The sequence below is a fragment of the Streptomyces sp. NPDC102406 genome (genome assembly GCF_044765725.1).
GTDB lineage: Bacteria > Actinomycetota > Actinomycetes > Streptomycetales > Streptomycetaceae > Streptomyces.
This window is the reverse complement of record NZ_JBIWKP010000006.1, coordinates 236,417-250,860: the sequence shown is the minus strand read 5'-3', so window position 1 is coordinate 250,860 and position 14,444 is coordinate 236,417. Positions and strand designations below refer to the sequence as shown.

Genomic DNA, 14,444 nt, shown 5'->3' with positions numbered 1-14,444 from the left:
GCGGCGGTGCCGAAGCACCGCCGCGCAGACCGTGACACACCCCGAGGAGGGTCCCTGTCGAGCAGAGACCGCGAGGTCACCAGAGTTCGTCGAAGTTCACCACGACGTTCTCGTTGGTCTGGTGGATCGCCGTGAACGCCGATCCGTTCACCTGGGCGGTGTTGTTCTGGTTCGAGGCGCCGTTGCCGACCGCCTGCTGCTGCGTGGTGGACGAGTTGCCGCTGTTGTTGTGCCCGACCCCGCTGCCATTGACCGTCGCCACCCCCGCGTTCGATCCGTTGTCCGCGAAGGAGCCGTTGTCCGCGATGGCCACCCCGGAGAACAGGGCTGCCGCGAGCGGCAGAGCGGCGACGGCGGCGACAACGCGGGCGGTACGGATGGAAGCCATGTCATTTCCTCCAGAAGGCAGTGCACCGGGGGTACGGACGGTTGTCCGGCACCCGGCAAGTACAGGTTTCCCCGAGGCAGTTGGCCGACCGCCTCAGCGATGTTCACGACGTCGCGAGATCAGAGTTGCCCATCGAATCCCCGGCGAACCAGAGCGGAAGCCGCTATTCGCTCGCAAGCGTGATGACTTGTCGATAAACCTTCTTGCTGCCCATAGGCCCTCAGCTCAGCCGAAACCGGCATCCCCGGGCGATCACGTCCCAGTCCCCCCAGGCGCTGAAGCGTTTCGGCACAATCTCGGCGAACCGGCATCCCACACGGCCTAACCCCTTCCTTCTGTCGAACGCTTGTACGAAAATAAGGTCATGGCCACCACCGACCGGAACCCGCCGCCCTCCGTGCCGACCACCTCACCTGCCGACCGGGCCCTCGCCCACGCCCTCTCCGCCGCCGCGCGCGGGCTCGCCGTCATCCCGATCACCCGCACCAAACTCCCGGCGCTGCCCTCACCGCACCGCGTCGACCCGCCATCGACCCCGCGCTGCCACGGCGAGTGCGGACTGCCCGGCCATGGCGTGTACGACGCGACGACCGATCCGCGCCGCGTCCGCGCCCTGTTCGCCGCCGCGCCCAGGGCGACCGGGTACGGGATCGCCTGCGGCCTCCCGCCCCACCACCTCATCGGCATCGATCTCGACACCAAGACCGGTACGAACTCCTCCGCGGCCCTGCGTGAGCTGGCCCTGCGCCACCTGTTCACCATCCCCGAAACGGTGGTCGTGGCCACGCCGAGCGGCGGCCGGCACCTGTGGCTCTCCGGACCGCCGCACGTCGTGGTGCCCAACTCCGCGGGCCGCCTCGCACCCGGCATCGACATCCGCGGCGCGGGGGGCTATCTGGTGGGCCCCGGCTCCCGCACCGAACACGGTGTCTACGCCACCGTGCCCGGCACAGCCCATCTGTCTCCCGCGCCCTGCCCCCCGGCGCTCCTGCGGCTGCTCACGCCCCCACCGCGCGCCCGCAATGCCGAACCCACGCGCGCGGGGCAACACGGTGCGGGCCTGGTCCAGTTCGTCCTCGACGCACAGGAAGGGCAGCGCAACACCCGCCTCTTCTGGGCCGCCTGCCGCGCCTACGAGAACCATCTCGGTCCCGCCCTCACCGACGCCCTGGTCGACGCGGCGATCCACACCGGCCTCACCGAACGGGAGGCCCGCTCCGCCGTCACCTCGGCGGCCCGCCTGACCTCGGAGCCGTAGCCGCCCCCTCAGTCCCCCTCGCGCAGGAGGCCGGTCACGCGCGCCCGCGACCAATGCCCCTCCGCACCGGGACAGGCGGCCAGGTAGGCGGCGATCTCCGACATCGTCCACGCCCCTGTCGCGAGCAGCCCGGACACCAGAACCCTGACGTAGGCGGCGGACGGCGCCACCCAAGGAACGTCGTCCAGCCCCCAAGGAGCCGTGAACGTCAGCACCGGCAGCCCGTCGACCTGCCCCGCGCACACGAGCGTCTCGTAGCGCCCGCTTCCCAGAACGGACCGGCCCGCCGCCAGGACCTCGGCAAGGTCGAGATCAGTGCCCGGCTCCCGGTACATCTCCTGGGCGGCGATGTCCGCGAACTGCTGAGGCGTCACCAGGTGCGCCCTGGCCAGTACGTGCCCCGCCACCCCGGGGTCGTAGAACGCGCGGCCCCCACCCCAGACGGGAGACTCCGTCGCGAAGTACAACCGCCCAGGCAGTGCGACAGGGAGCGACCGTGCCGGCATGGCGGTGTCACGGCAACCGGGATATTCCCGCCGCGCACCCTCCGGTCGGCCACCCCGCAGATACGCGGCGAGCCGGTCGAGCTGCATGTTCGAGCCGTACGACGTGTACCAGACCCGCTCGGGGGAGTGGCCGCACGGCAAGGCGGGGTCGATGGACCGGGGACGGGGGGTGGGCAACCGCGCGCGCTCCTGTGGACAGTGCTCATTCAGCCGGTGCGAGACGTGCACGAGTATGGCCGCTCCCCGACCACCGCCCACTCAAGTCGTGCTCCGGGCTTGCTCCGCGACCGCCTCTGAGACTGGTGCGGCTCCCGAGACCGCAACAGGAGCCCCATCGACCCCGGAGGTACCCCGTGAACCGTCAGGTCGCCAGAGGCATCGGCGTATCGGCCACCGCCCTGCTCGCCGCCACGGTGTTCAGCTCCCCCGCCACCGCGGCCCCGGCCGACAAGCCGCAGGTGCTCGCGTCCTGGACGCAGACCAGCGCCTCCAGCTACAACAGCTTCATCGCCGCCCGCAACAACCAGGGCGCCTGGGCGGCCTACGGCTTCAACTGGAGCACCGACCTCTGCTCGAGCTCGCCCGACAACCCGCTGGGCTTCAAGTTCGACCTCTCCTGCGCCCGCCACGACTTCGGCTACCGCAACTACAAGGCGATAGGCACCTTCGACGCCAACAAGTCCCGCATCGACAGCGCCTTCTACGAGGACCTGAAGCGCGTCTGCGCCCCCCTCGGCTCCGTACAGAAGGCCGCGTGCAACTCGCTGGCATGGACGTACTACCAGGCGGTCAAGGCCCTCGGCTGACCACCGCCACCGCCGCCCGACCATCTGCGGAACCTGGCAGAAGGCCCCTGACCGGTGTACCTGGTCAGGGGCCTTCGACATACGCGGTGGGTGTGGGATTTGAACCCACGGTGACTCGCGCCACGACGGTTTTCAAGATCTCTCGCCGATCACGGGCGATGGGCGCTCCGCAGCAGGTCAGACCGGTACGAGAGCCCCGGAGGACCCGTCGTCATCGTCGTCGTGCCCGCTACGTGCCCCCAGCTCATGATCGTGCCCGCTCAGCCAGGAGTCCGACGCTTCGGCCACCTGATCATCACGACCGGCGACCGGACGGGCGTAGTGCCGAGTCGTGACGCTCGCGTTCGAGTGCCCGAGCCGATGCGCAGCGGTCATCACACCGTACTTGTCGGCGACCCATGTTCCGTGTGAAGCGCGGAGATCATGCGGGGTCACGTCCGTCAGCCCGGCAGCCTTCACGGCCGGGTCGAAGTACGCCTTGCGCCACTGGTTGTACCGCAAGGGCTTGCCCGCGGGCGTGGTGAACAGGAGCGCGTCATCCCCGCCGGGAAGGGTCTCCAGGTACTTTCCGATCTTCTTCACGAGGGCCGGACCGACGCGGAGGAGCCGCTTCTGGTGAGACTTCGGGGTGTCGAAGACCAACTTGCCGTTCGCTTCAGCGAGGTTCTCATCCACAAGGACGAAGCCGCCGGCCACGTCGATATCGACTCGGCGGAGGGCGAACGCCTCACCGACACGCAGGCCCGCGTACGCAAGGAGCGCGATCAGCAGGTCATGGGGCTTGGCTGCGCTCCGCACCACCCTGGACGCTTCAAGCGGGGTCAGGATGTGCGGCTCGGTCTGGGGCATCCGTGGGAGCCTCACGCCCCGGCACGGCGTCATTGGGATCATGTCGTTGTCGACGGCAGACTGCATGATCTGTGAGAACACTCGGTATGCCTGCCGGATGCGGGAGGCGCTGAGCCCCTTAGTCCGCATCGAGCCGACCCATTCCGTAACCGTGATGGGCCGCAGGCTCGACAGCTCCCGGTCACCGAGTGCCGGATTAATCAGGGAGTTGATCAGAGACCGATATGTGGCTTGAGTCTTGTGCTTGAGCTGCGGGGAGACCGCGGCGAGCCAGCGCGCGGACCAGTCGCGTACGGTCGTCTGCCCTTCAGCAGGGTCGAGCCACCGCCCGTCTTCGATCTCGATGCGCTTCTTGTCGAGCCACCGACCGGCGTCCGTCGTCGTGGCGAACGTGCGGTCCGCGGGGCGGAGCACGCCGTCAGGGCCCGGATAGCGAGCTTGGAAGCGGCCAGAGGGCAGCTTACGGATACGGCCGAAGTTCCGGCGGGACCTGCGCTTATCAGCCATTACGCGGCCCTCCGGTAGGTCACTGCAACCGGCTCTACGGTGTGCTCCGTGATGAAGGACGCCAGGGCCCATTCCGGGATTCGAACGTGTCGGCCGACCTTCACGAAGGTGATGCGCCGTTCCTCGATGAGCCGTCGCGGGAAGCGAACTCCGGTACCGAGCGCTTCGGCGACTTGCTGCACAGTCAGTAGACGATCCATCGTCACCGCTCCCCTTGATCGTTGAGGTCCTCAAATTCCATGCGCGCTTCGCGGGCGATTTCGCGGTTTTGCTCTATGTCGCGGCGGACGTTGGCGGCGAGCCAGGATTCGCCGGGGGTGTGGCCATGTCCGGCGTAGACCCAGTGGGCAAGCGTGAGCGTGGTCCCCTCGGGCGCGTCGTCGGGATCGGGCAGGCCCAGGGCGGCGCGGTGCTGGGCGGCGCGGTAGTCGGCGCGGACCTGTCGCAGCGCTCCGAGGGTGGTGGAGTAGCGGCGGGACTTGCTGGAGAAGTGGCCGCGGAAGCCGAGCATGTGAGCCCAGTCGCGGAGCTTGCGGTCCGGGTAGAGCGGGTGCAGGTCCAGGCACGCTTCAATCAGGCGCCGGGGATGGTCGGGCACACCAAGGAGGACAAGCGCCTCTTTGTTGCCGACCGGGCGGTCCACGGTGCCGGTGGTCTCCGCAGCCTTGGTCGCGTACTTGGCGACATAGGAGGCAACTGCCTGTTCGGTGATCTCCGAGCCGTCGCCGAACGCCTCGATCGGGCGCACGTCGAGGCGGTCACCCCAGCACAGCGCGCGGGCCGGGTAGTCACCGGCGGCTTTCAGGTCGACGCGAACGCGGGCCGCCGCGGCGTGGATCGCATCGGTGAGCAGGGTGAGGGTGGCCCAAGGCGGGGGCGGGGTGTCGGCTCCTTCGGGCCCATCGAAGCGGATCACAGCGTGGAAGTGGATGGCACCGCGCTTTTGGTATTCGGCGACCTTGCCGAAAGACACCTTGGACTGCTCACGGGCGGCTTTCTGGGTGAGGCCGGCGCGGGCGGCGATCTCGCGGCGCAGGTAGATCGTGAAGTAGCGCCACAGCTCGGAGGCGTGGTTGTTCCAGAGCACGGCGCCCGCATAGTCGTACGTCTCGGGGTCGAGAGGGGTGCCCAGCTCGGGCGCGTTCTCGGGGTGGCGTGTACCGCAGCGGCAGGGCCGGTTGTCGGGCCGGTTGTGGACCGGACCGAAGGACGGCGCGGTGAGCGTGGCGAAGACGCGGGGGTGGTCGCGAACCGTGGGCGGGGTGCCTTTGGCGGGGTCGCCGACGAGTCCGGCGCGGATCAGGTGGTAGGTATCGCCCGCGTAGGTCCAGGCGCAGGACGGGCAGCGCGAGGCACGGCGGTTGCCGCACGCGATCCTCAGCCGGCCGTCCGGTTCGTCCGTGGTCGAGTAGGAGTACAGGGCCTGTCCGGTGGTGCGGTCGCGGGTGACAGTGCCGCCGGTCAGGTGGATCGGGTCGGAGCAGCCGCCGGTACGGCGGATCTGGTCCTGGATGCGGTCGAAGCCCGGTGACCCGGCCACCCTCAGCACGTCGGCGAGGGTGGTCGGGTCCAGGCCCGCCATGGTGGCGGTGTCGCTCACACCAGCACCTCCTGTCGGGCGGTCCGGAAGGCGGTGCCGAGCCAGCGTGTGTAGGCGGGCGGGATGGCTTCGGTCAGTTCCTCGGGCACGTCGGTCCAAGTGATGCCCATGGCGGTCTGCATTTCGCTGATCGTGGCCTTGCCGCCACCGTCTCCGTACGCGGCCACGTAGGGGCCGTCGCGGTAGACGCCGTGGCGCCAGCCGCGGACATAACCGCGGTGCTTGGGATGAGTCGGCATCGCGGTGGACCAGCGGCCCAACTCGAAGTTGCGGTGTCGGATCACGCCGAGCCCGAACATCTCCCCGCACAGGGACACGTCCTTGCGGATCACGGCCTGTCCGTTGGGCTGCTCGATGACGTACGGCAGCCCGGTCGCGTCGAGGAGTGCACGGGTGGGAGCCACGAGGTCTTCATGGGTGCCGCCCCAGCCCTGCGAGGCGTTCGTGCCCACGGTGAGCGCGCAGCCGGCTTGGCAGGGCGGCGAGGTGTGCACGAGTGCATAGCGCTTGATCTCGCCCGTGGTGATCAGGTGCGCGAGGTAGGCGAGCGCGTCGCCGCGGTGGTACGGGAACGGATAGCGGGGGCGTTCGACGATGTCGCAGCCGTCCACGTCGAAGCCGGCGAGCTTGTAGCCCCAACCGGCGCCACCGGAGCAAGAGAACAGGTCCAAGACCCGGAGCGTGGCGGTCACGATGCACCGTTCTTGCGGCGCTTGCGCGGCGGGTCGGAGTGGAAGCGGCCGGTCCCCAGATCACGGCCCTCGTGCTCGTGGCGCGGGGCGTTCGGGTTGCGCTCATTCCAGTCCTCCGCGCACACCTTGTGGGCGGGTTCACCGGAGTGCGCGCGCAGCGGGGTCGGCTTGCCGCACTGGGTGCAGGCGCAAGCGCCGGCGTGGTCGAAGTGCTGGCCGGAATTCCAGTTCAGGAGACCCATGACGGTTACCGCCCCACGCCGACGAGAACAGTGGTCGCACGGGCGGTACCGGTGCCCTTGCAGGTGGGGCAGGTGGCGGTGAGGGTCTGGCGGGAACCGTCGCGGTTACGCGGGCCGGTGGTGATCGTGACGGTGGGGAAGCCGTCGCAGTCCGGGCAGATGTGCGCGCGGGCAGGGGTGTGCTGGGTCATGATGGGGTTTCCCTTTCGGGTCCTTTGGATCTGGAAGGGGTGCAGGCGCCCGGAGCGGCGGAAGTTTGGCGACCGAGGCCGCTCCGGGGGCCGTTCAGCGGCGGCGACCGCGGCGGGGCGGGTTCACCGGGGGAAGCGCGTCGTAGGCGTCCTGGCCGCGCTGGAAGGAGGCCGCGTCGTTGTCGGTGCGGGCGGTGTCGCTGTACTCGCGGCCGATGCGGCGCATGGTCTTGCGGTCACCGTGGCGCCGGGCGATGGCGAACTCGCGGCCCATCTCGGTCATGGCCGGGTTGGTCGGCTCGGAAGTCTCCTTGCGGCTGAAAAGTCCCATGTCAGTGCTTCCTTTCGTGGTTGAGAGTCGAGCGGACGACGAGCGCGACGATGGCGAGCGAACCCGCGGTGATCGCGACGGCGAGGAGCATGGAAACCAGCACGGCGCCGACGACGAGCACGACCGCGGTGCCGCCGCCGACCAGCAGGAGCAGCGAGCCGGGGGTGAGCTGGACGGTGGGCCGGTTGGTCGCGGCCGGGGCGGGGGCCGTGTGCTGGCAGGAGCAGGCGGCCGGGGCGTGTGCGTGACCGTCCACGGCGGTGGTGGTCAGCGGGATGATCTGGCCGGTGGGCTGAGCGTTGACCGGGATTTTCGGTGTGAACACGGGCGGTACCTCCTTTCGGATCAGTCAGTTGATGAGGGCGCCGACGGTGGGGCCGAGGAAGCTCTGGGCGATGAGGTAGCCACCGAGCAGGAGCAGGACCACGAGCCAGATCGGCGGGCGGGTGAGCTTGATGCCCAGGACCCCGACGACGATCACGGCGAGCCAGAGCGGAACGTCCACGAGGTCTCCTAGGCCGGGCAGCGGTGGGTGCGGGCGGCGAGTTCAGCGGCGGAGCGGTTGTTGTACTCCGCGGAGAAGTCGCAGCGCGGGGCGGTGCAGGCAGCCGTGTGGCGTTCGTGGCCGTGGCCGTCGTAGAAGGTGGCGACCTGCACGGGGCCGAACTGGCGAACGTCGCGGAAGCGGCGGTATGCGGTCATGACGGATCGTCCTTTCAGGCAAGTTGCAAATGGGCGGCGATGGAGTCGACAACCGGTGCGGGAAGCCCGAGTTGGGCGCGCAGACTGGCGACAGGCAACGGGGCACCGGTGGTCGCGCGGTGGTGGTCGGCGAGCTTTCGGGCGTGGTCCAAAAGGGCCGGCGGGACGCTCACCGGAACCGGGGCCAGTGCAGGATCTGGGGCCGGCTCGGCCGCGGGCAGTTCCGGAGCCGGTTCACCAGCCTCCGGGGCCGTGTCGAGTTCCGGCGCCGTGTCGTCGGTGCGGTGCAGGTCGACCGCGGGCGCATCCTGGGTGGACTCCGGTGCGGTCGGCTCCGGGGGCGGGGCCGTGTCGGCGGGGGTGTGGACGAGGAGCGTGCCGCCGAGGAAAGCGAGTGCGGGCCATCCGGCGACGACGATCCGTAGCCAGGCCGGGACGGCGTGCAGGTCGAGGAGTCCGGCGGTGGCGATGTTGGCGCCGAGCGAGGCGAACAGGGCGATCACAAACCACGTCCAGGCGGCGCGGTCACGGCGGGCGGTGCGCAGACGCCGCCAGGCCGCAACCAGGAGCAGATCGACGCTGATCGGGTAGGCCCATGCCTGCCAGCCGGATTGTCCGGCGGCCTCGGCCAGGTCGTGCAGGTGGGAGAAGGACAGGGCACCAGCGATCACAGCTTGGATGAGTACAGCGTCCAGACGGATCGAGCGGTTCATGTCGCTTCACCTCCTTGGGCGTTGGGCCAGGGCGGGGCGGGGAGTCGAGTCCGGCCGCCCAGCCCCGGCGAGTCAGCGGCGGTTGATGCCGGGGTGGCCGTTGACCATGTGGTCGACGCACTGCGGGCAGTCCCCGCGCAAACCCCGGTGCGCGGCGGGGTCGTGGGCGTGACGCCAGCACTGCGGGCACTCGCCCCTAGGCGTCGACGTGGACGAACGGGCGGCACGCGGCGAGTTTCCGAACAGGCCCATCACGGAGTCCTCTCTTGTGGATAGCGAGTGATCAGTCGGTGGGTGCTTCGCCCGATCCCAGGCAGGTCAGGCAGAGCCCGACTTGCTGGCCGACGACGCGGTGCTTGCGGCCGACGCGGACGGTCCGGGCGACCTCCCCGGAGCCCTTGCAGGTCGGGCACTCGGTGCTCTGCGGGGCGGGGGCAGGCTTCTTGACGCGGGCCATGGGTGGTGCTCCCTTCCGGCTTTGGGCATGGGCGGGGTAGGGACCTGGCGCGAGGCGGTCACGCCGACCGGGAAGCGGGGTGCGTCAGGGGATGGCCGGGGCCGTGGTCGGCATGGGCGGGACCGTCGGCGCCGGGACCGGGGCGACAGTCGGGCGGAACGGCTCCAGGGCCGGGAGATCCGGGATCAGGTGGACGAACTTGCGGCAGACCGACACCGTCTCGTCGACCGAGGTCAGCGGGGTCCGGATGCGGCCCCAGCCGCCGGAAGCATCCGCGGCGACAGCCTGCCCGGGGCGGTCGGCGGGGATCGTGCACGCGGCCGGGACGGACTCCGGAGCGACGTCGTTCAGGCCCATTTCCGCGGTCTGCTTGTCGTTGACCCTGTGCACCACTCGGCCGGTGAGCTGAGCGCGGAGCATGGTCGCGCCCTTGCCCAGCTCGGAGCCGAAGCGCTGCCCGCAGATCTCCAGGAAGATGCCCGTTGCGCGGGAGAGCTGAGCCAGCCGGATCATCCCGGTGACGATCCGCTCGCGGCGATCCTCATCCCTCTTCGAGGAGATCAGGAACAGTTCCGCGATCTCGTCGACCAGGACCACGACCGGCGCCGGGCGCAGGTCCTCGGGCAGTTCCCACACGTCCGAGACGCCGTACTTGGCGAGCAGGTCGAAGCGGTCTTCCATCTCCGCGACCAGTACATCGATCAGCGAGGCGGCATCGTCCGGGTTCGTCGCCAGCGCCGACAGCCGCGGGGCGTAGCGGGACTGCTCGACACCGCGCTTGCAGTCGATCCCGACCAGGGCGACCGGCAGTTGAGCCAGCCCCTTGATCAGGTTGCGCTGATACATCGACTTGCCCGACTGGTTCGCGCCGAGGGTCAGCGCGTGCGGGATCTCCCGGTAGTTCCGCTCGTACGCGGTCCCGTCATCCCGGAGCGCGACCGGCACCACCAGATCACGCGGGGCTGCCTTCTTCGGCATCTGCACCCGGCGCAGCAGGTCGAAGCCCGTCATCCGCAGTTCCACAAACCCGGGCTTGGTCGGCCGGACATGAACCGAGTGGACACCCCAGGCATGCCGCAGCCGCTCAGAGGCCGCGGCCAGGTCGGCAGGCTCCAGACCGGCGGGCAGACGGAGCGTCACGCGCAGTCCGGTCGACGTGCCGCGCACCCGGCGGATCTTCGGCGGAACCGGCTGCACCTCACTGCGTACCCGGCGCGACATGAACGCCCGCAGACCCGACGGCTGCACCGTCAGCCCGCACACGTCCATGGTGTTCCGGTAGGAGATCGCGAACCGGCCCCAGGCCATCGGCAGACCCACCGCCGCCCAGTACACCCGCGGCGCACGGACCTTGGCGTAGCCGAGGCCACCAGCCGCCGTTATGGCGCCTGCCCCCTCAACCCACACGGTCAGGTCAGTCATGGCTCAGACCGCCGCCGTGATCGCGACCGCGCGGAACGAGATGCCGTGGCGCTTCTCACCGTTGAAGGTGTTCTCCCAGTCACGCGCCTTGAGCCCGATCACCTTGACCGGCGTGCCCGGCGTGAGGTCCTGCGGGTAACCCGTCTCCGGGATCGTCACCTGATAGAGGTTGCCCTCACCCTCGTCCGAGACCAGCAGGCCCACCGTGGAGAGCGGCGCGTTCGTCTCCCGGTCCACGGCCCGCTCACCCGTCTTCTGGTTCACCAGCTTCGGCGTCGGCGCAGTCGCCACGAACACCACAGCAGTCTGAAGGTCGATCTTGAAGGACGGCATTCAGTACTCCCTGAGTCGATGCTTTGGAGCAGCCCAAAGAAGGCCCTCCCACTCGCTGTCCTAGGACTGCAAGCGCGTTGAGACGACTATGGCGCGCAGTCCTGGGACTGTCAACAGTCCTAGGACTGTGTTTGACTGGACTCGTCGAGAGGAGACACGCAATGACGCCCAAGTGGCGGGAGCTGGCGGACAAGCTGGCCGAGGAGATCAAGCGAGGCGAACAGGGCAAATACCCCCCGGGTAAGCAGCTTCCGCAGATCAGGGAGCTGGTAGCGGCAGGTGAGGGCTCCAAGTCCACTGTGCATGCCGCCTACAAGGCCCTGGAGGCCGAAGGTCTGGTCACCTCGTCGCGAGGACACGGCACGGTTGTGCGGCAACGGGTTCCGCTTAAACGGCTTGGCATCGCCCGCTACGACAAGGCGAAGTGGCGCGACAGCGACGAGGTTGCGTTCATTGCGGACCGGGTCGCCTCAGGTCGCAGCTACCGCCGAAATGAGCAGACTCAGACAGTCAGCCTTGTCGAGGCCCCGCCCCTCGTCGCCGCCGCCCACGGGCTACGTGAAGGAGCAGAGGTATACGCCCGTGCTCGACTCGTGAAGGAAGGCGACCAGCCGACTCACACCTTGACCAGCTATTACCGACCCGAGCACGTTGAGGGCACACGACTCGTGGACCCGACACCAGGCCCAGCCGGACGTGGGGGCGGCTTTCGAGTGCTGTTCGACGCCGGGTACGAGATCGACCACATGAAGGAGGAGATCTTCGCGCGTGCTCCCTCTGCCGATGAAGTGAAGACCCTCCAGCTTCCCCCAGGCGAACCAGTCGTTGAGCTGCATCGAACCACCTTCACTGCCTCTGGCACTGTGGTCGAGTTCGCCATCGGGGTACACGCAGCTTCGCGCTTCGCCTGGGAGTACGACTTCAAGGTTCCGGACTCAGCGAAGGCCGAGAAGGGACAGGAATGATCTCGACGCAGGCATGGGCCGACACCCGTCGTCTGTGGGACTACCACCAGATGGGCCACACCCTGAAGCCGTGCTCAGTCGCGGTCGGCCTGGGGAGTCACGACCTGGGCGTGGCGGAGACGGCGGTAGACCTGTACAAGCGCGGTCTTGTCCCCCTGCTTGTGTTCACGGGAGCCACCAGTCCCACGACGCGCGAACGCATGCCGCGAGGCGAGGCCGTCCACTACCGCGAGCGGGCCATGGAGCTCGGCGTTCCCAGTTCGGCGGTGCTCGTAGAGCCTGAGGCGCGCAATACCGGCGAAAACATCCGCTTCTCCAAGGCAGTGTTGGAGGGAGCGGGCGTGGACGTTTCCTCCGTACTCCTGATCAGCAAGCCGTACGAGGAGCGGCGGGCTTACGCGACGGCGCGAAAGCTCTGGCCTGACGTCGAGATCGTCAGCGCGTCTACCCCAATGACACTCCACAAGTACGTCGACTCCATCGGGGACGCCCGCCTTGTGATTGACATGCTTGTCGGAGCCTTGCAGCGACTGCTGATTTACCCGGAGCAGGGATTCATGGTCGCCCAGCAAGTACCTGACAACGTGATCGCCGCGTACGAACGGCTCTGCCAAGAAGGCTTTACCAGTCGGCTGATAAGGAACGAGCAGGGTCAGGCTCTGAGCCAGACACGTTGATGACGCGCCACCGCGTACACCTGCTCCATCTCGTCCGGTTCGAGGACTCCGTGGAGCGGACCGAGCGCTGACACCTCGCGCTCTTGGTAGATGCGTACGACGTGTTGCGTCACCTCACGGTCAAGAGCCGCGATATCGACGAAGACCAAGACTGGCTGGACAGTGATCGAGAAATCACAATGCCGCTCCAGCACCCTGCTCACGTAAGAAGCCTCTGCCTTACTAGCAGCCACGTAGGGGTACGGCCGTCCTCTGTTGATCTTCACCATAGTGTCCCCGACCCAGACTGACGCGCCCGGGTGAGTCTTGGTGTTGATGCTGAAGACTCCGCCGGGGCCGATCAAGAGGTGATCAATGTCCCCACCGTTGCTCTTGGCAATCCCATGAAGAACTCGCCAGCCCAGCGTAGTGAGGCGTTCCAACTCTCGACCAACGCGGCGCTCCCCCTCTAAGCCGGTGTACCAACTGTCCCATTCAGAAGGGCGCCGCAGGAGCTTTGCCCGAAGCCGCTCCGCAGTTGAGGGGCCGCGCTCAGCGATCATCCCAAGGAGTCGTGAGCCCGGCCGATTGCGTGCCAGATCCTCTCCGGGGCTGAGGGGAGGTAGGGGTAGGGGCTTACCGCCGACGCGAGGGGGCCGGGGAGGTTCGTCAGAGACCGACGGACGCGCCGCGGACGATTTCCCTGGAGTCTGGGCAACTGTGATGCCGGGGCCGAGGTGTTGCCGGAGGAGTTCGAGCGCTTCTTCCTGATACCTCGGGACCATGATTGTTACGGCCTTCGTGGCGCGATCTGCCCAGGCAACCGCAGTCCTGTCTGGAAGGTTCACGTAGAGCCGGTCCCGCCCGTGCCGCCTCCACGAACTTACTGATAAGCCGCTCACCGCTCGCCCCCTCCTGACGCGTGCTGTCTCCACATATGCCACCAGCCGAAGACCAGGCCTACAAGACCGCAAGTCAGTGAGAGCTGTTACGAGTTTCTCTACCTCATCAAGCACCCGGCTGCGCTCCGCTCCGCCGGGCGGGCTTCCCGGCTCCGCTCGGGGCTGCGCTCCTGCCTCCGGCCCGCGCTGCCCCGGCTGCGCCGACGCCCGCCCACATGCGGATAGGCCCGGTGGCATGAGTCGAGACCCTGACGAACCCGGCCACCGGTCAAGGACGATGCCTCCGGCGGGGGATCGGCCGGCACCGGGTGGGAGGGGGCGCCGTTCCCGGCTGCGGGCACATTGTGGTGAGCGTGGTGGGCTCCCATCCCGTCCACCGTCGACCCAGGCAGAGCCGAGCAGACGCGGCCCATGGCGTCCAGGTCGTTCGTACAGTGGCGCGCTCCACCTGGACGCCATGAACCACGCCCGCTCCACGGTGTGTGGGTCGACGGCGGACGGGATGGGAGCTGGGGTGAGTGGTGGGTTGGGGTAGAGGATGCCGCCATGGCAGATGAAGCGAGACGCCCTCTCAGCGAGCTTCGGCAAGGCGAGACAGTCCAAGCAACGATCACTAGTCACCAACCGTGGGGCCTCACAGCACAGCTCGATGAGTACGACCCGGTGGGCGCCTCCCTGGACACAATTCGTCGCAGCAGTGAGCCGGGGGTGAAGCGACTCGCGCAGGAGCTGCCGCCCGTGGGAGCGACCATCGACCTGGTCATAGGCCAAGTACGCGATTGGCATCACAGGCCGTGGATATGGGTCGACCTCACCGCCCCCAGTCCCGCCGAAGATTGACCGTGCCCCCGGCGTGCCCGATAGACCGGGAACTCACGGGGAATCACGGTCGCCAACGGGCAACCTGCACGACGAAGGCCCCCG

General features: G+C 68.4%; 22 protein-coding genes. 4 read left to right on the top strand and 18 right to left on the bottom strand.

Going from position 1 to position 14,444, the window contains the following annotated elements; translation table 11 throughout:
- Nucleotides 1–76: 76 nt before the first annotated feature.
- Nucleotides 77–388: a hypothetical protein gene (locus ACIRF8_RS25200; protein WP_404217937.1), complete on the bottom strand. Its 312-nt coding sequence runs from the start codon at nucleotides 386–388 to the stop codon at nucleotides 77–79.
- Nucleotides 389–752: 364 nt separating this feature from the next.
- Here ACIRF8_RS25200 and ACIRF8_RS25195 point away from each other — a divergent pair, with 364 nt between their 5' ends.
- On the top strand, nucleotides 753–1,646 hold the full coding sequence (locus ACIRF8_RS25195; protein ID WP_404217934.1) for a bifunctional DNA primase/polymerase: 894 nt from the start codon (nucleotides 753–755) through the stop codon (nucleotides 1,644–1,646).
- An 8-nt stretch (nucleotides 1,647–1,654) separates the two neighbouring features.
- Here the strand turns inward: ACIRF8_RS25195 and ACIRF8_RS25190 are convergent, their stop codons facing one another.
- On the bottom strand, nucleotides 1,655–2,329 hold the full coding sequence (locus ACIRF8_RS25190; RefSeq protein WP_404217932.1) for a histone deacetylase: 675 nt from the start codon (nucleotides 2,327–2,329) through the stop codon (nucleotides 1,655–1,657).
- 200 nt (nucleotides 2,330–2,529) lie between these two features.
- Here ACIRF8_RS25190 and ACIRF8_RS25185 point away from each other — a divergent pair, with 200 nt between their 5' ends.
- Nucleotides 2,530–2,958 carry a phospholipase gene (locus ACIRF8_RS25185; RefSeq protein WP_404218200.1) on the top strand — a complete coding sequence of 143 codons (429 nt, stop codon included), beginning with the start codon at nucleotides 2,530–2,532 and terminating at the stop codon, nucleotides 2,956–2,958.
- A 177-nt stretch (nucleotides 2,959–3,135) separates the two neighbouring features.
- On the opposite strand, the gene ACIRF8_RS25180 is transcribed toward ACIRF8_RS25185, so the two are convergent.
- The 15 genes from ACIRF8_RS25180 to ACIRF8_RS25110 all read right to left on the bottom strand — a co-directional run bounded on the left by ACIRF8_RS25180 (nucleotide 3,136) and on the right by ACIRF8_RS25110 (nucleotide 10,997).
- Nucleotides 3,136–4,314 (bottom strand): tyrosine-type recombinase/integrase, encoded by a 1,179-nt coding sequence (locus ACIRF8_RS25180; RefSeq protein ID WP_404217930.1) that lies wholly within the window; start codon nucleotides 4,312–4,314, stop codon nucleotides 3,136–3,138.
- Nucleotides 4,314–4,514 (bottom strand): excisionase family DNA-binding protein, encoded by a 201-nt coding sequence (locus tag ACIRF8_RS25175; protein WP_404217927.1) that lies wholly within the window; start codon nucleotides 4,512–4,514, stop codon nucleotides 4,314–4,316. Before ACIRF8_RS25175 ends, ACIRF8_RS25180 begins: the two co-directional genes overlap by 1 nt.
- Nucleotides 4,515–4,516: 2 nt before the next feature.
- On the bottom strand, nucleotides 4,517–5,914 hold the full coding sequence (gene repSA, locus ACIRF8_RS25170) for a replication initiator protein RepSA (protein WP_404217924.1): 1,398 nt from the start codon (nucleotides 5,912–5,914) through the stop codon (nucleotides 4,517–4,519).
- Complete coding sequence (locus ACIRF8_RS25165; RefSeq protein WP_404217922.1) at nucleotides 5,911–6,606, bottom strand: DNA methylase; 696 nt, start codon at nucleotides 6,604–6,606, stop codon at nucleotides 5,911–5,913. The genes repSA and ACIRF8_RS25165 overlap by 4 nt, the downstream gene beginning before the upstream one ends.
- Complete coding sequence (locus tag ACIRF8_RS25160; RefSeq protein WP_404217920.1) at nucleotides 6,603–6,848, bottom strand: hypothetical protein; 246 nt, start codon at nucleotides 6,846–6,848, stop codon at nucleotides 6,603–6,605. The genes ACIRF8_RS25165 and ACIRF8_RS25160 overlap by 4 nt, the downstream gene beginning before the upstream one ends.
- A 5-nt stretch (nucleotides 6,849–6,853) precedes the next feature.
- Nucleotides 6,854–7,039, bottom strand: a complete 186-nt coding sequence (locus ACIRF8_RS25155; protein WP_404217917.1) for a hypothetical protein — start codon at nucleotides 7,037–7,039, stop codon at nucleotides 6,854–6,856.
- A 94-nt stretch (nucleotides 7,040–7,133) separates the two neighbouring features.
- Nucleotides 7,134–7,370: a hypothetical protein gene (locus ACIRF8_RS25150; protein WP_404217914.1), complete on the bottom strand. Its 237-nt coding sequence runs from the start codon at nucleotides 7,368–7,370 to the stop codon at nucleotides 7,134–7,136.
- Nucleotide 7,371: 1 nt separating this feature from the next.
- Nucleotides 7,372–7,695, bottom strand: a complete 324-nt coding sequence (locus tag ACIRF8_RS25145) for a SpdD-like protein (protein WP_404217911.1) — start codon at nucleotides 7,693–7,695, stop codon at nucleotides 7,372–7,374.
- 24 nt (nucleotides 7,696–7,719) lie between these two features.
- Complete coding sequence (locus ACIRF8_RS25140; RefSeq protein WP_404217908.1) at nucleotides 7,720–7,875, bottom strand: hypothetical protein; 156 nt, start codon at nucleotides 7,873–7,875, stop codon at nucleotides 7,720–7,722.
- Between the two features lie 8 nt (nucleotides 7,876–7,883).
- A complete protein-coding gene (locus tag ACIRF8_RS25135) occupies nucleotides 7,884–8,072 on the bottom strand; it encodes a mobile element transfer protein (RefSeq protein WP_404217905.1) in 189 nt (62 codons plus the stop codon).
- A 14-nt stretch (nucleotides 8,073–8,086) separates the two neighbouring features.
- Complete coding sequence (locus ACIRF8_RS25130) at nucleotides 8,087–8,785, bottom strand: DUF2637 domain-containing protein (RefSeq protein WP_404217902.1); 699 nt, start codon at nucleotides 8,783–8,785, stop codon at nucleotides 8,087–8,089.
- 72 nt (nucleotides 8,786–8,857) lie between these two features.
- A complete protein-coding gene (locus ACIRF8_RS25125) occupies nucleotides 8,858–9,037 on the bottom strand; it encodes a pRL2-8 (protein WP_404217900.1) in 180 nt (59 codons plus the stop codon).
- 31 nt (nucleotides 9,038–9,068) lie between these two features.
- On the bottom strand, nucleotides 9,069–9,242 hold the full coding sequence (locus ACIRF8_RS25120) for a hypothetical protein (RefSeq protein ID WP_404217898.1): 174 nt from the start codon (nucleotides 9,240–9,242) through the stop codon (nucleotides 9,069–9,071).
- A gap of 84 nt (nucleotides 9,243–9,326) precedes the next feature.
- Nucleotides 9,327–10,664, bottom strand: a complete 1,338-nt coding sequence (locus tag ACIRF8_RS25115; RefSeq protein WP_404217896.1) for an FtsK/SpoIIIE domain-containing protein — start codon at nucleotides 10,662–10,664, stop codon at nucleotides 9,327–9,329.
- A 3-nt stretch (nucleotides 10,665–10,667) separates the two neighbouring features.
- Nucleotides 10,668–10,997 (bottom strand): hypothetical protein, encoded by a 330-nt coding sequence (locus tag ACIRF8_RS25110; protein WP_404217894.1) that lies wholly within the window; start codon nucleotides 10,995–10,997, stop codon nucleotides 10,668–10,670.
- A gap of 161 nt (nucleotides 10,998–11,158) precedes the next feature.
- Between ACIRF8_RS25110 and ACIRF8_RS25105 the strand changes: the two genes are divergently transcribed.
- On the top strand, nucleotides 11,159–11,962 hold the full coding sequence (locus tag ACIRF8_RS25105; protein ID WP_404217892.1) for a GntR family transcriptional regulator: 804 nt from the start codon (nucleotides 11,159–11,161) through the stop codon (nucleotides 11,960–11,962).
- Nucleotides 11,959–12,639, top strand: a complete 681-nt coding sequence (locus ACIRF8_RS25100) for a YdcF family protein (protein ID WP_404217890.1) — start codon at nucleotides 11,959–11,961, stop codon at nucleotides 12,637–12,639. Before ACIRF8_RS25105 ends, ACIRF8_RS25100 begins: the two co-directional genes overlap by 4 nt.
- Here ACIRF8_RS25100 and ACIRF8_RS25095 read toward each other — a convergent pair.
- Nucleotides 12,615–13,181 (bottom strand): nuclease-related domain-containing protein, encoded by a 567-nt coding sequence (locus ACIRF8_RS25095; RefSeq protein ID WP_404217888.1) that lies wholly within the window; start codon nucleotides 13,179–13,181, stop codon nucleotides 12,615–12,617. The genes ACIRF8_RS25100 and ACIRF8_RS25095 overlap by 25 nt on opposite strands.
- Nucleotides 13,182–14,444 lie beyond the last annotated feature (1,263 nt).